Consider the following 14,612-nt stretch of genomic DNA (forward strand, 5'->3'; position numbering starts at 1 on the left):
ATGTCAACCGATTACAATCATGGATTTTGCTCCGTTTATAGACTTACCGCTCACGTCGTATTTGTCATCAAATACCGACCATTGCTATTAACAATGAAATCTTAGCCCGACGTCAAGAAATCTTTGTATCAACGCTGACGAAATGGGAAAGCGTGTTGCTTGATTTCAACGGTGAATCGGATTACGTTCACCGGATTATCGATGACAAACCTGACATCGCTTTATCCAAATTAATCGCTAACCTTAAAACAGTTAGTAGTCGCTTAATTAGAAAGGAATTTCCGTACTTAGCGGCCAAGTATTTCGACAATAAACCTTATTTTTGGACGGGAGGTTATTTCGTGGCTAGTTGTGGCGGCGTTACTGTCGAACAACTAAAAAAATACGTTGAGAACCAAAACTCCCCAAAAGTGGAAACCCTACCGCGTTAGTTTCATTCCGGTGGCGATTCATCTCCCGTTAACTGCGTAGCGGTTTAACGGGAGATGAATCGCGACCTTGAGATAGCAAATTAGGTTATACTTCATCTTTAAGAAAAAAGCTGTAAGAATCGACCTCGAAAATGTCTTGACCATCGAACCCGATTCGAGGTATTATATCAGGGTAGATTAGACAGTAATGAAATTCAGATTTAAATTGGCAATGTTAAACCAGTTAAGAATTCTAATTGTTGATGATAATGAAGTAGATCGGATCGCCGTGCGCCGATTCTTAAGAACATCGGAGATGGCGATAGAAATAACAGAAGCCGCTGACTATCAAGAGGCTAAAGAAAAGATGTCCAATAATCTTTTCGACTGTATGTTTATCGATTATCTTCTACCCGATGGAGATGGTTTGACTTTGGTGCGGGAAATTCGGCAACAGGGACTTAAAATACCCCTAATTGTTTTAACCGGTCACGGAGACGAAGGAATTGCCGTAGATATGATGAAAGCCGGTGCTTCCGATTATCTGAGTAAATTTCGTCTTTCTGCCTCGCGCTTAAATCAAGCGATGCGAAACGCCCTACGCATCTATGAAGCGGAACAAGAAGTGGCGATTGCCAAACAAGAAAAAGAGCAATTGGCTAGACAAAAAGAAGATTTTGTTTCGAGGATGACCCACGATTTGCGAACTCCCTTAGTGTCTGTCAATCACATATTAGAACTATTTCAAGAAGGTTTATACGGTGAGATTACTCCCGAAATGAGTCGAGTCATTCATGTGATTATTCGCAGTAATCAAAATCTCTTGGAAATGGTTAATAATCTTTTGGAAGTTTATTGTTATGAAAACGGCGAAAAGATACTTAATTTTACTAAATTAAAGATTATCGATATTCTCGAAGAAGTCTGTCAGCAGTTAACTCCCCTTGCCCGAGAAAAAGGACTAGAATTAAGCTTAAATGCCGAAAATGCCGGGGAAATTTTCCTAACTGGCGATCGCTTGGAACTGCGGCGCGTTTTTACCAATCTCATCGGCAATGCGATTAAATTTACCCAAAAGGGTGATGTGAAAATTCATCTCATCCCCGCTACAGAGGAAGATACTTTTGTCACCATTGTGGTCGAGGATACTGGTATAGGCATTTCAGCAGAAGAACTACCCCGGATTTTCGAGCGCCTGTACTCCGGTTCCCCAGACAGTTCCAACAATGGGTTAGGACTTTATCTCTCCCGTCGCATTATCGATGCTCATGGGGGAACTATTGCCGTCACCTCAGAATTAGAACGGGGTAGTAGCTTTTCTGTCCGTTTACCTGTCTAGAAAGATCGATAATAGAAAAAATACTTTCTGCCGATCGGTCACTGTTAATGGCTTCTAATTGGGATATCTTGTTAATACAAGCGGCGCGTCAGGGCAATCTCGCGCGGGTTCAAGCTTTACTGAGTCAGGGGGCAAATGTCAACGCCACTGATGGGCAAAATACTACGGCTTTAATCTATGCCGTGCAGGGGGGTCATAGGGAAATTGTGGCAATTTTGCGAGAATTTGGGGCTGATATCAACAAAAGTAAACAACCTCAAGGTTTAAGCCCTCTCATGTTAGCGGCTGCCCTCAATCACAGTCAAATCCTCCCTCAACTAATCGCTGCCGGTGCTAATATCAATCAGGTCAATCAAGATGGTACACCCGCACTAATGATCGCCGTTTATAAGGGTCATATAGCGATCGCAGAACAGTTATTAATCGCCGGCGCTCGGGTCAATGTGCGCGATCGGGATGGAGATACGGCTTTATCTGTAGCGATCAAACAAAATTACGCCGCAATCGTCCGTTTACTGCTCGATAGTGGTGTAGATGAAGAAATCCGTCAACAAGCTTGGTTACAGGCTCTCACCGCTAATTGCCCAGAAATCCTCGAATTGTTTATTACCCGTGGTATGCCCCTCGATGCTCCCACTTTATCCGGGGAAACTCCCCTAATTTTGGCTGTAGAGAGGGGAAATCTCGGCAGCGTGCAAACTTTACTGCAAGCGGGAGCAAATCCGAACATCAGCACGGAGGAGGGAGAAACTGCCCTGATGATCGCCGCTGCTGAGGGATATTTCGATATTGTCCGACTTTTACTCGCTAAGGGGGCCAGTGTTGACAATCAAAATCAGGCTGGGGAAACGGCCCTGCATTTAGGGACGATCGAAGGACATTTAGAGATCGTCCAGGCCTTACTACAAGCCGGCGCTTTTGTCAATCACCGCAATCATTTTGGTGATACACCCCTGATCATCGCCACGGTGCAAGGATACGAAGCGATCGTTTTAGAATTGTTAAAACAGGGGGCGGAGCCTAACCTAACTCAGCAGGGAGAAACACCGTTAACTTTAGCTCTACAGCGCAAATTTACGAAAATCTGTCGTTATCTCCTCGACTACGGGGCTAATCCCAACGCCGTTTATCCCGATGGCAAAACCGTCCTCATGAAAGCTTGTGAGGGCAATAATAGTCAACTGGTGCGCCGGTTAATCGATATCGGTGCTGATGTCAATAAACTCGATTTTAGCGGCGCTTCCCCTTTAATGTGGGCGAGTTATCACGGTTGTCTCGACACGGTTAAAGTTTTGTTAGACGGGGGAAAGGTGAACTTAAATCAGAAAAATCAAGGGGGAATGACCGCTTTAATGTTAGCTAAATTTAATCACCATCAGGCGATCGTTTCTTTATTAAAACAAGCGGGAGCGATCGAGTAAGCTGCCCGCGAATTTAAATTGCTTGTTGAGATGAGGCTCCGAGGCTGCGAGGCAGGAGATAGGGTGGTCACTGCGTGCGCGTTGCGGGGGGTGTTAGGGTGTTAGGGTGTTAGGGTTTTAGTTGAAATTCCCCCACTTCCCCACTTCCCCACTTCCCCAGGAGAAACTTTTTGCCGCAAACCCTAGATAGTCAACAGCTTACCATGACCACGGTGATATTATCGGAACCGCCAGCTTTTTTGGCCGCTGCCACTAAATTTTCGACAATTTCCTGACAATCAGCACCGGTTTGCAAATAATCGCTAATTTCCTCGTCGGACACTTCTTCCGTCAAACCATCACTACAGAGAATTAAACTATCGCCGGATTGCACATCAAGGGGAGATACCGTCACTGGGAGCAAACCGGGACGACCGAGACATTTTAATAAAATGTGCCGATAAGGGGAGTTTTTCGCATCTTCTTCGGACATATCGCCCATTTTTATCGCCCTAGCGATCAAAGTATGATCCTCCGTCACCTGTTCTAATTTTTGCTCACGAAAGCGATAGAGACGGGAATCACCAATATGGGTGTACCAAGAGCCATCATCTCGGAAGATAGCTATGACTAGGGTTGTCCCCATCTCCTGTCTTTCGGGATTTTTCAGTTGATCTTCAATAATCTTCTCGTTAGCGGCAGTAATTGCCTCCTGCAGCAATTCCCCGGCAGCCCGGGGCGAATTCCAGTGTTCTTCTAGATGAGCTTGGATAGTTTCAGTGGCGATTTGACTAGCTTCCTGGCCTCCCGCATGACCCCCCATACCATCGGCAACGATAAAAAAGCGGCGCTCGGGGTCGATATAATAACTATCCTGATTAACCGATCGCACCACACCAGGATCGGTCATTCCCCCAAAAGAAAGATTGTTCATTGAAATTTCTGCTACTAACACAATATTTATTATCCTGCGCTCGATTACATCATACGATCCTGACGTTCAATTTTTTGCCAAAGTCTCACAAGAGCTATCCCCGGAAGCAGGGAAATCGCCATCGGTACTAAAGTTAACCAACCAAAACCATTGACAAATAGAAGCGTCGCCGAGATAACCAAAGCACTTATGAGTAAAGTATAGTTGGTTCCCATTTGAATCATACCCAATCGCCGTAAAAGTCGATCGGATTCGCTGGAACGTACCCGGACACGGATATCACCCCGTTCTAATTTTTCGATCGTATCATCGATGCGTCGGGGTAAACTCAGGGCGGTGCTGCTCACTTGGGCCGCTTGCCGTCCTAACTCATCGAGGATATTACTGCCATTATTTCCTGTCATATCATGTACTAATTGCAGGGCAAAAGGTTGGGCTACTTCCATAAAGTTAAATTCGGGATCGAGTCCTTTGCCTACCCCTTCCAGGGTAGAAAATGCCCGCATGACGAAGGTAAAGGTAGCGGGAAAGCGAAAAGGCTGATCGTAGGCGATTTCATAGAGATCATCGCTGATAGAGGCTACGGATTGCTCCTCAAAGGGTTTATCCATGAAGTTATCGAGCATATACTGGATTGATCGCCGCACTGCTCCCATATCACCATTAGCAGTTAATGCTCCTAAATCCACCAGAGAAGTGACCACGCGATCGGCATCTTTTTGGGCAATTCCCAAGAGAGTCTGCATTAATTTTTCGCGCACGTTGGTTTTAATTTGTCCCATCATGCCGAAATCGTAGAAAATTAAGGAGCCATCACTATCAACGGCGATATTGCCGGGGTGAGGATCCGCGTGAAAAAAGCCGTTATTGAGCAGTTGAATTAGATAGGCTTTTGCCCCTAGTTTAGCCAACAATTTGCGATCGAGTCCTGCCGCTTCTAGGGCCTCATAATGACTGATTTTGATGCCGGGGAGGTATTCTAGGGTTAAAACCCGGGGAGAGGTGTAGCGCCAATAGACTTTTGGTACTTTGACCCAATCTTCCCCGCGAAAATTACGGCGAAAAGTGTCGGCGTTACGACCTTCGTTGAGATAATCGGTTTCTTCCCAGAGAATTTTACAGCATTCTTCATAAATACCCGTCCAATCGCGACCTTTACCCCATTTGGGATGATTTTGGAAGTATTGGGCGATTTTTTTCAGGATGGCCAGATCGATACTAAATAATTTTTTCAATCCGGGCCGTTGGACTTTGACCACCACATCTTCCCCGGTGTTCAGTTGGGCCCGGTGAACTTGCCCTAAACTAGCGGCTGCTAGGGGGATGGGATCGAAGCTTTTAAAGAGTTTATTCAGGGGTTTACCGAGGGATACCTCGATAATTTTGCTGGCCTGTTCGTAGGTAAATGCGGGAACCTGATCCTGTAGTTTCGAGAGTTCTTCCACATATTCGAGGGGAAAAAGATCGGCGCGAGTGGAGAACAGTTGACCGACTTTAATAAAAGTCGGTCCCAATTCTAGCATGGTTTCCCGAATCCAAGCGGCCTGTTTTCTGCGTCTGCCGGCGAGTTTTTCTTGGCTATAGCCGCCGTTATAGCTCCATTTTTTACCGTTGAGCCAGAATTGATAAAGTACAGTCAGAACGAATCGCCAAATATCTAGACGACGACGATTGATGGAATAGCTTTCTCGATTCCAACGATAGCTATTTTTGGCGACTTCGAGGGCCGGCATTGCTGGGTTTAACTCTGGGGTAACGGGGACGGGTAGAAAGGCTGACACGCAATTTTTGGGGCTTTAAAGCGACTAAAAGAGGGTTTTGGGTTAATTCTGGTAGTTTTTTAGTTCCGAGCGCAATTGGGCGATTTCGGCGCGCATTTCGTCGATGTTTTCCTGCACATCGGCACTGGAGGAACCACCGGACTCTGTACCAGTATATACTCCCTTTTCCATGGCTTGATCGGCTCTCATTTGCACTTCTTCGACGAATTGCCGCAGGTTTTCCCGTTGTTCGGCATCAAATTTGCCTAATTCGCTTAAAGCGTTGGTAAACGCATCTTCTAGCTGTTCACCGATCACTTCAGCGATCGCTCGTCCGAGGAAAAAGGCGTGAATAACGGGGTTAGTCATAATCTTAAATGGATGTTTTCGCTTCGGGGTTTGTGGACGGGAAAGGCGATAATAGATTCCCTAACTACTAGGTTAGGCGACAGAACCAGAAAAGGCAAATCGTTTTTCTGAAAACGGAGGTGAGACGGGGAGGTTAATCAACAAAATTAGAGGAAAGAAAGGGCGCTAAGGGAGCAGAATCCGGTCCGATTGCGTCGAGAATTATCGCTGAAATCAACCCGATTAGCGAAATAATAGTGTCATCAACAATATCATCCTCCTGGAGAGTTAAGATGCTCAGAAAACGTTTATTAATCCCCTTAATCTTATCCCTAGTCACTTTTGGTCTAGTGGTGGCCTGTAATTCCGGCACTCCCACCGGTCAAACTAACCCCAGTCCCGCAGAAAACGCCGCCACTGCCGCTATTCCCATCGGCGCAGCTTTGGCTCAAACCAGCAATCTCGCCCTATTGGGACAGGAACAGGTGATCGGTGTCAAGATGGCTGAAACATATTTTAATAAAAAGGGCGGAGTCAATGGAACACCGATTAAAGTTATTATCCAGGATGTGGCCGGGGATGAACAGGGAGCGATCAACGCCATCAATACCCTCATCACTCAAGATAAGGTGGTGGGTATTCTCGGTCCGTCCCTGTCCCAACAAGCTTTTGCCGCTAGTCCGATCGCCGATCGAGCCAAAGTTCCCATTCTCGGCCCGTCTAACACGGCTAAAGGTATCCCCCAGATCGGTGAATATGTGGGTAGGGTGTCCGCTCCTGTGGCTGTGGTCGCTCCCAATGCGGTTAAAACCGCTTTAAAAATCGATCCCAAGATTAAAAAAGTGGCTGTCTTTTTTGCCCAAAATGATGCTTTTAGTAAATCGGAAACGGAAACTTTTCAAGAAACCCTGAAGAGTTTAAATCTCGATATTGTCACCGTGCAGAAATTCCAAACCACCGATACAGATTTTCAAAACCAAGCCACCGCCGCTATTAATATTAAACCGGATTTAGTGGTTATTTCTGGTTTGGTTGCTGACGGGGGCAATTTGGTCAAACAGTTGCGACAATTAGGCTATCAGGGATTAATTATTGGTGGCAATGGTTTAAATACTTCTAATATTTTCCCGGTTTGTCAAGCTCAATGTGATGGCATTATCATTGCTCAAGCTTATAACCCGGAATTAGATAGTCCTATTAATCGGGATTTTGTCGCCGCTTATACAGCAGAAAATAAAAAAGCACCGCCCCAATTTACCGCTCAAGCTTTTACGGGAATTCAAGTTTTTGTCGAGGCCTTAAAACGGGTAGATGATAAAAATAAACTCAGTACACTTTCCCTCGAACAAATTCGCCAACAATTAAATCAGGAAATTTTAGCGGGTAAGTATGTCACTGTCTTGGGAGATATTGCTTTTACTCCCGAAGGAGAAATCATTCAGGATAAATTCTCCGTGGCACAAATTAAAATGGATGCCGATGGTAAAAATGGTAAATTTACTTTTGTGAAAAATTAATCAGTAAAGGGTTCTTCTCATTTCTATCTCGTTGCAAGGGTCTCCCTTGCAACGCATTTCCAGAGGTTATAGCTCTTGTGTAATACTAAATCCTGTTTAAAGTGTTCAAGAGTGTTAAAGTCGAGTCCAAAATCAACATAATTCTGTTCTGACTTGCAATGTTCTATTCAATTAATTTATCTAGGGATAGGACAGTATTCGATGGTGGTGTTGGACAAGAATAAAAGAAAAATGTAGGTTGGTTTTCCCTTTCTTCAGAAATTCTTCTTAAGTTTTCGTGTTCCCTAATTCTTGCTCTAAGCTAGTTCTGGAATTTCTGGCGATTATTAGTAGTGAAATTTACAGGAAATAATAACAATTTCTTGATCAGACACGCTATAAACTAGGCGGTGTTCTTTTGTAATGCGTCGTGACCATAATCCTGATAGTTCATGTTTTAATGCTTCTGGTTTTCCTAATCCAGAAAAAGGCTCTCTTTGAACATCTTTAATAAGGCTGACAATTTTAGCGTCAACTTTTTTATCTGCGATCACCCATTGATTAAACTAATCAAAACTTCGGGTTAGAAAGGCGACTTTCCTGATCAGTTAGCAGCATTTACATAAATATAACTATCAGGATTTTTCAGGGATTCTATTGCCTCTTGGAGATGTTGACGGTTAGCTTCTGTGGAAAGCAGATAGTCCGTTTCATCCATTTCAGCAGCTTCTTTAATCAATAAAATCGCTTCGACAACTGTTCCTTCTGGTAAGTCGAGGGGAGGTAAACTAAGTTGACCATTTTTGATGATTGTTTGGTATTTTAGTGCATTCATATAATTTTGCTATTCTTGAGATTTTATTAATTATAGCAGTTTCAAAGATAACTTGGCTCTTCTCGTTTCTGTATAGTCTTACCTCGTTGCCAGAGTATCCCTTGTAAGGCTTTCCAGAGGTTCTAGCTCTTGTGTAACCGATCAGGGAAGGGAGGGAGATCCTCCCTTGTCTCGTACCAAGGTAGAACCTTGGCATCAGAGAAATATGAAGATTTTATTAAATTGTATTTGTAAGTACAACTTTGGATAGGAAAGTGTGTTCATTAACAATGCGCCAGTCTTTGGTGTTGGGTAGTGCGGTGTCTTAACCCAACCGACAAAATAGCGATCGCCGTTAACCTGACAGACCAGACTGGAAGCTTGTGCTGATGATCTAGGATTATTTGCCGATTAATGACTCTTTTCGGAAATTAGAGGACAATACCGTGCCAGTAATTATGGATTTTAACAACTTTCCCCGACCTTTCTTTTTTATTCTCAAGCGATGTCAAAGACCAGATTGAAACGTTAGTAGTTATGGCTCTTCGTTACCCTTTATGCTAAATCAACATACAAGATGCCAAGATAACATACTTATAACCCAAAAATTCCGAAAGTTTCTAAAGCCATAGCCTCTCCGTTTTATTAGTTTAAGTTTATTGTTGATTCCCTCGACCACCCCATTCGTTGTCCTTCGCTCGAAATAACTAATTATTTCTCCAAACCAGTTTCGGATTGTTTGACAACTCTTGGTAAAAACACTGGAGGATTTTGCCAACCATTCCGAGATGGATAGCATTCCCTCTGTCGGATTCTCTGAGGTTTCATAAATCTTTCTGAATTCTTCCTTTAATTCCTGCATCTTTTTCAAATTTGGGAATTTTTCGGCTCTTCGGTTTGTCTTATGCAACGTACAGGGTTATAAGGAATGAAACTCTTATAGAGAAAGACATGGCTGCGATTTTTGTTAATTGGTTTCGATCTAGAGCGAACTAATCAATTAAATCTCTTGCCAGATAAGGATTCAGTCGATTTATGCCCCCATATCGAACCATACTAAGTAACGAAGAACCAATTTTTCTTTGATAGCTTCTAGTTTAATTTTTTGGGGTTCCGTTAAATCTTCTTCATTTTTTAACAGGCTATATTTACTTCGCTTTAAAACTTCTAGCTTTGCTTCTTTTTCCGCTTTCTGTTTTTTATTTTTCTGCGCTTCTACGGCTCTTTTTTCCGCTCTTCTCTGTTCGTCTAACTCTTGATTAATTTGTTTCATTACATGGAATCTATCGGCGACTACCTCGGCCGATGGCATCAATTCTTTCACCAAATTTTTATAGGGCAACCAAAGGTCTATGCTCACTTCTTCAATTTGCTCTAACACCTCTTTTCCCCACCCAGTAAGCGTTTCCCTCAACTCTTCTTGTGTTCGCTTCTCTAGAATAGCTATTAGTTTTCCCGTATCTAAATTTACTAAAACCGCACAGTAATTTTTTTGTCCTTTGACTAGAGCGATTTCATCAATTCCTAGCCTTTTTAATTTCGATAAATCTGGCTCTGTAATTTCTTCGGCGATGTCCTCTACCATTCTTTGAATCTCTTCTTCCGTTACGTTATTTCTTCGGCTAACATTTAAAATATCTCCTTCTTTTAATTGTTCGAGTATATTCTCGGCTAGTCTTTTCGTATAGGTTCGTTTCTTGGCGACAAAATCTGGCTCTTCGGTAATTGTTATGCAATGGACGGGGGTTATAAGGGATGGAACCCTTATATAGAAAGGCATTTAGCGATTTTTGTCAATTGTTTTTTATCTAGAGCGAACTAATCAATTAAGTCTCTTGCCAGATAAGGATTTAGTCGATTTATGCCCCCCTATCGAACCATACCAAGTAACGAAGAACCCAAAATCTAACTCTTCGCTAAAGGGTCTCTGACAATTACCGCACTTAAATTGACGACGATTAACCTGTAGGTACACTGGTTGTCCTGAGATTGGTAAATCTTTGACTAAATGTCGATGATTTTGGTGGAGTTTATCGCTCTCTAACCCACAACGAGGACAGGTTGCTTTTTTATTTTTCGATTCGACTGGTCAAACTATACCGATATTTTCTAGGTGTCGATAGCCTTGAATACAGGTTCCTTCTAGGTTCAAAAATTTGTCAAGTATCATAAGTAAAATAATCTCGTTTTTGGCTATTATATCAAATCTTAACTCAATTGTCTATCTTTTGGTATTAACCTGTTGATGCCTTAAGTCCTTCCCTATATGGATTTCAGCTACTTTTGAGCGTAGGCGCTCTCATCGAATTTTATTTTAAGTTAATTATTTGCATAACAATTTCCGAAGAGCCGTAAATATCAAGTGGAGTTATTGGGGTTAGATGTGTTTGACCCGATTACCATGAAAGTGGACTCAGAACCGGGTAAGAATGTCCCCGCTTGGTTTCTCGATACTAACTACAACGGCTTATGTTTCCACGTCAATCAGGCATTTTTTCCCCGTACCGGCGCTTGGGATTCGATTAAAAAAGCTTTAAAGGGAACCTATGAGGAATCAGTCTGGGAACATCTAGCAGGGACAACCAGCGCACCTTTTGAAGTGGGAGAACATCGGCAAATTGCCGTTAAGGTGATTGATGACCGGGGGAATGAGTTATTAGTGCTTAAAAGTTTAAATTAGCCGAATTAAAAAAAGGAAAACTAATATGAATGCTGACAAAAAATATGTGACAATTGAGCGATCGCATCAGTTGATTTTATCCGATTTACCCTTTCGAGCCTGTCAAAGAGTAGAAATTATTATTTTAGCAGAAGATGGTCAGAAAACTAACCCTCAATTAGAGGAGTTACGGCAAAAAATTGATAGTGCAACCGAGCAAATTTTAGCGGGTAATGTAACCGATGGGGAATTAGTTTTTGAGCAGTTAAAAACAAGATTAAGAGAAGAATATGGCTTAAAATAATGGCAATTTATCAATTCTCCCAAGAGGCAATTAATGATCCAGGGTGAGCGCATCTCAAACGCCATTGACAATTGACCAATTTTGTTATCCGTTTGCTGTGTGAGCATTTCAAGCGATACCAGTCAATCAGAATAGTTACGAACTCGATCCATTTGGTCGATTGTTGCTCAACAATTGAGAAGGCAAATTCTACCCAAATATGCCCAAATTGTGGGTAGGCAACCTACATAGGGTTTGCTGAAAAAGTTTTTCCTGGGGGCAGGGTGTGGGGTGTGGGGTGTGGGATGTGGGGTTTTACCAGTTTTGAGGTGGCCAATTACCTAATTTTCAGGGAAAAAGTGCCTAAATTTCCCCCCGATCACTCCCATATCCATTACTTTTTGATTGACAAAAGGTCTAAAAGTCTTACCCAACAAGGTTTTTAGATTTATTCAGCAAGCCCTACATAAAGTTCATTTTGTCAAGAATTTTTAAGATGCACTTACCCTGTGTTAATTTTCTGGTTTGACCCGATTACAATGAAAGTGGACTCAGAACCGGGTAAGAATGTCCCCGCTCGGTTTCTCTATACTAACTACAATGGCTTATGTTTCCACGTCAATCAGGCATTTTTTCCCCGTACCGGCGCTTGGGATTCGATTAAGAAAGCTTTAAAGGGAACCTATGAGGAGTCGGTCCAGAAACATTTAGCAGGGACAACCAGCGCACCTTTTGCAGTGAGAGAACATCGGCAAATTGCCGTTAAAGTGATTGATGACCGGGGGAGTGAATTGCTAGTGGTTAAGCAATTAAAATGAGTTGGAGGTCGTTATGGCAATTGAAATTAAATCTCTAGTTCCTAAATTTGGACCTGATGGTAACTACCATGTAGGCTATATTGGATTTACCTACAGTGAAGGAAATAAGCTAAACGGCGCTTAACCTGCATGATCCAACAGCTATAACCCTTTTGGAGTCTATATCGGTGATCCGAAGTAAAAGCCGTTTAGCTTATCATCTCTGAAGGAATCGCCTATTTTACCCGTTGGCATCGAATGAGCGACATAAAGGTTTCTCATGCTTTAATTGTCACCGGAGACAATAAATGTGTTGAAGCTCATCTTGAAACCGGAGTTGCTGAAAAAGATTTGAGTGAATATTTTAATGATCCGCACTGTCAAATCTTTTTCAGAAAACCCAAAGGATTAACTTCGGATATAGCCAAAAAAATTGTCGAAAAAGCCGAGGAGCAAAAAGGCTGTAAGTATGACCTTGATTTAATTGAACACATGGTAGAAGTCCACAGCATTGTAGGGTGGACAATTAATAAGCTAACCCGAGGTGGCTACGAAAACCGTATTACTCTGGCTCATGAAGGAGATGACAAGTGGATTTGCAGTGAATTAGCTGCTCATTGCTTAGATGAACAGCCAGAATACAAAGACAAGGGAATACTAAGCAAGCTAGATGCAACAATAGATCCTCAAGAATTATTTGAAGATCAGACGATATTTGAGCCTTGGAAAAAGGCGTAATTTTCTGGACACCTCGAAAACTAAAGATGCTTATTGAGAATAACCCGGTATATGATGGTTAGTTTTCGCAATAAGACAATTTATCGGGGTGTCCTTCTTTTTTTCCTACTACTTCCCACTTAACATCAAAACCGTCAAGCCATGAATCCTAGCGAGTTTCTCAGTCGTGAGATTATACGTCCTTTAATCACCCTTGCCATTCCGGGAGGAGTGGCGATCGCTCCTTATGTTTACTTATTACATAGCAACGATACAGTTCGTGGTTTTTGGACAACCCATGAAGTAGCGATGATTTTCTTTCTGCTAGTCATTTCTTTAGCAGTTGGATTACTTTTAGAAGATATTGGCGCAGAAATCGAAAAATTCTATCGAGATCAGTTTGATCCGACAGGAACCACTTGGAATAATTATCTAAAAAAACCAGCTTACTCAGAATTAAAGGATTTAGAACCTCCCCCGACAGGTATTTATATTACTGAAACAGCTAAAGACTGTATTAACTCAATTGTCCTTCGGCTGAAGTTTGAGTTAGGAATGTTTATAGCGATACTTTTTGCTTTTCCTGGTCTAGTTTGGATATGGCATTTGAATTGCGATCCGATAAACTACGTTTGGTTAGTAGGTTTACCTTTATTATTATCCTTGTGCGGATATCTCTTATATGAAGCTCTGAATAGCGTTGAATTACTTCATGAAACCCGAAAAGCTATTTTAAATGATAAGAGAAACTCTGGGATAATAAATGTCGGAGCAATTTTCAAAGCAGCAATTTTCGGAGCAATTTTCGGGACAATTTTAGGAGCAATTTTAGGAGCAGGTATCGAAGGAATTCCCGTAGTACTTCCCAGAATATTTAGCTCTATTAGCTTTAGCCAATTCGGTAGCTGGTTACAAACAGGAGCAGTCTTAGTATTTCTTTTGGGAACAACTAATGGAGCATTGTTTGGAGCATTGTTTGGACTATTGTTTGGATTGAGTGATCCAACATGGCAGCCAGTTCTTGGACAACTTTTTGGAGCAGTTTTTGGACTACTTTTTGGAGCAGTTTTTGGAGCAGTTTTTGGACTACTTTTTGGAGCAGTTTTTGGATTATTTTTAGGACTCGGTTCTAGGGGATTAATCAGTGCGGTGTTCGGAGCATTTTTTGGGGCATTTCTTGGAGCAGTTCTTGGATTATGTTTCAGTAACAACTCAGTAAATAAACCTATTTATGTAGTTATTTTATGCTTGATTTGGTTTAGTGTTTTAATATTTGTTGCTTCAGCATTTTTAGATACAAGACTATGTATTATAAATCCAGCAAATAATACTACAAAGTTTTTCGCAAATCACCCCATTATTTTTCAAGGGAAAGCCTATGGACATATTGAGAAAATAAAAGCAAAAGTATCACAAAATGGAATAAATTTCCCTGAAAAAGAGAAGGTTGCCTTTCCCAGCCAAAATAAATGGTCATTTGACGAAACCTTGAGCAATACCAACAACTCTGAAATTCCCTACGATATTACTATAGATGGGTTAGATAAGCAGGATAATTTGATTGCAGAAGGCAAAGTAAGAGTAATTATTGTAGATCCTTAAAATATGTCCTACGAAGTAAACAAACCCATCCTCAACTCACCTTTTGATGAACC

General features: G+C 42.0%; 15 protein-coding genes and 4 pseudogenes. 11 read left to right on the forward strand and 8 right to left on the reverse strand.

What is annotated here, in order from left to right:
* The first annotated feature begins 98 nt into the window (after positions 1 to 98).
* From tnpA to MAE_RS19335, 3 genes are all read left to right on the forward strand, one after another.
* Entirely contained in the window at positions 99 to 431 is a 333-nt protein-coding gene (tnpA, locus tag MAE_RS30410; RefSeq protein ID WP_071823414.1) for an IS200/IS605 family transposase, read from the forward strand.
* A gap of 187 nt (positions 432 to 618) precedes the next feature.
* Positions 619 to 1,749 carry a hybrid sensor histidine kinase/response regulator gene (locus MAE_RS19330; RefSeq protein WP_223210604.1) on the forward strand — a complete coding sequence of 377 codons (1,131 nt, stop codon included), beginning with the start codon at positions 619 to 621 and terminating at the stop codon, positions 1,747 to 1,749.
* Between the two features lie 20 nt (positions 1,750 to 1,769).
* Complete coding sequence (locus MAE_RS19335; protein ID WP_331852482.1) at positions 1,770 to 3,170, forward strand: ankyrin repeat domain-containing protein; 1,401 nt, start codon at positions 1,770 to 1,772, stop codon at positions 3,168 to 3,170.
* A 190-nt stretch (positions 3,171 to 3,360) separates the two neighbouring features.
* On the opposite strand, the gene MAE_RS19340 is transcribed toward MAE_RS19335, so the two are convergent.
* The 3 genes from MAE_RS19340 to MAE_RS19350 all read right to left on the reverse strand — a co-directional run bounded on the left by MAE_RS19340 (position 3,361) and on the right by MAE_RS19350 (position 6,212).
* Positions 3,361 to 4,083, reverse strand: a complete 723-nt coding sequence (locus MAE_RS19340; protein ID WP_004162704.1) for a Stp1/IreP family PP2C-type Ser/Thr phosphatase — start codon at positions 4,081 to 4,083, stop codon at positions 3,361 to 3,363.
* A gap of 44 nt (positions 4,084 to 4,127) precedes the next feature.
* On the reverse strand, positions 4,128 to 5,816 hold the full coding sequence (locus MAE_RS19345; protein WP_004162703.1) for an ABC1 kinase family protein: 1,689 nt from the start codon (positions 5,814 to 5,816) through the stop codon (positions 4,128 to 4,130).
* A 90-nt stretch (positions 5,817 to 5,906) separates the two neighbouring features.
* On the reverse strand, positions 5,907 to 6,212 hold the full coding sequence (locus MAE_RS19350) for a DUF6825 family protein (protein ID WP_004162702.1): 306 nt from the start codon (positions 6,210 to 6,212) through the stop codon (positions 5,907 to 5,909).
* Between the two features lie 272 nt (positions 6,213 to 6,484).
* Between MAE_RS19350 and MAE_RS19355 the strand changes: the two genes are divergently transcribed.
* The gene (locus MAE_RS19355; protein WP_012267076.1) at positions 6,485 to 7,708 is read left to right on the forward strand and encodes an ABC transporter substrate-binding protein; all 1,224 of its coding nucleotides are present in this window, start codon (positions 6,485 to 6,487) and stop codon (positions 7,706 to 7,708) included.
* 326 nt (positions 7,709 to 8,034) lie between these two features.
* Here MAE_RS19355 and MAE_RS19360 read toward each other — a convergent pair whose 3' ends face one another.
* Together MAE_RS19360 and MAE_RS19365 are read right to left on the reverse strand one after the other, a co-directional pair.
* Positions 8,035 to 8,241, reverse strand: a complete 207-nt coding sequence (locus MAE_RS19360) for a Txe/YoeB family addiction module toxin (protein WP_004162700.1) — start codon at positions 8,239 to 8,241, stop codon at positions 8,035 to 8,037.
* Between the two features lie 50 nt (positions 8,242 to 8,291).
* Positions 8,292 to 8,522 carry a hypothetical protein gene (locus MAE_RS19365; RefSeq protein ID WP_004162699.1) on the reverse strand — a complete coding sequence of 77 codons (231 nt, stop codon included), beginning with the start codon at positions 8,520 to 8,522 and terminating at the stop codon, positions 8,292 to 8,294.
* Positions 8,523 to 8,899: 377 nt separating this feature from the next.
* Between MAE_RS19365 and MAE_RS32615 the strand changes: the two are divergent.
* Positions 8,900 to 9,025, forward strand: a pseudogene (locus MAE_RS32615) (DUF4334 domain-containing protein); the annotation flags it as partial.
* A gap of 41 nt (positions 9,026 to 9,066) precedes the next feature.
* Here MAE_RS32615 and MAE_RS27960 read toward each other — a convergent pair.
* Positions 9,067 to 9,387 (reverse strand): annotated as a pseudogene (locus MAE_RS27960) (ISL3 family transposase); the annotation flags it as partial.
* A gap of 198 nt (positions 9,388 to 9,585) precedes the next feature.
* Positions 9,586 to 10,212: pseudogene (locus tag MAE_RS27965) on the reverse strand (transposase); the annotation flags it as partial.
* 79 nt (positions 10,213 to 10,291) lie between these two features.
* On the opposite strand from MAE_RS27965, the gene MAE_RS34175 reads away from it, so the two are divergent.
* Positions 10,292 to 10,432: a hypothetical protein gene (locus MAE_RS34175; RefSeq protein ID WP_164516975.1), complete on the forward strand. Its 141-nt coding sequence runs from the start codon at positions 10,292 to 10,294 to the stop codon at positions 10,430 to 10,432.
* Here MAE_RS34175 and MAE_RS32620 read toward each other — a convergent pair.
* Positions 10,408 to 10,671, reverse strand: a pseudogene (locus MAE_RS32620) (transposase family protein); the annotation flags it as partial. The gene MAE_RS34175 and the pseudogene MAE_RS32620 sit on opposite strands and share 25 nt — an antisense overlap.
* 192 nt (positions 10,672 to 10,863) lie before the next feature.
* Here MAE_RS32620 and MAE_RS19375 point away from each other — a divergent pair.
* From MAE_RS19375 to MAE_RS19395, 5 genes are all read left to right on the forward strand, one after another.
* Positions 10,864 to 11,181: a hypothetical protein gene (locus MAE_RS19375; RefSeq protein ID WP_004162698.1), complete on the forward strand. Its 318-nt coding sequence runs from the start codon at positions 10,864 to 10,866 to the stop codon at positions 11,179 to 11,181.
* Between the two features lie 25 nt (positions 11,182 to 11,206).
* Positions 11,207 to 11,464: a hypothetical protein gene (locus tag MAE_RS19380; protein WP_004162697.1), complete on the forward strand. Its 258-nt coding sequence runs from the start codon at positions 11,207 to 11,209 to the stop codon at positions 11,462 to 11,464.
* Between the two features lie 518 nt (positions 11,465 to 11,982).
* Positions 11,983 to 12,261 carry a hypothetical protein gene (locus MAE_RS19385; protein WP_004161315.1) on the forward strand — a complete coding sequence of 93 codons (279 nt, stop codon included), beginning with the start codon at positions 11,983 to 11,985 and terminating at the stop codon, positions 12,259 to 12,261.
* Positions 12,262 to 12,498: 237 nt separating this feature from the next.
* Positions 12,499 to 12,978 (forward strand): hypothetical protein, encoded by a 480-nt coding sequence (locus MAE_RS19390; protein WP_012267083.1) that lies wholly within the window; start codon positions 12,499 to 12,501, stop codon positions 12,976 to 12,978.
* Between the two features lie 141 nt (positions 12,979 to 13,119).
* On the forward strand, positions 13,120 to 14,559 hold the full coding sequence (locus MAE_RS19395) for a hypothetical protein (protein WP_012267084.1): 1,440 nt from the start codon (positions 13,120 to 13,122) through the stop codon (positions 14,557 to 14,559).
* Positions 14,560 to 14,612 lie beyond the last annotated feature (53 nt).

The organism is Microcystis aeruginosa NIES-843 (assembly GCF_000010625.1).
GTDB lineage: Bacteria > Cyanobacteriota > Cyanobacteriia > Cyanobacteriales > Microcystaceae > Microcystis > Microcystis aeruginosa.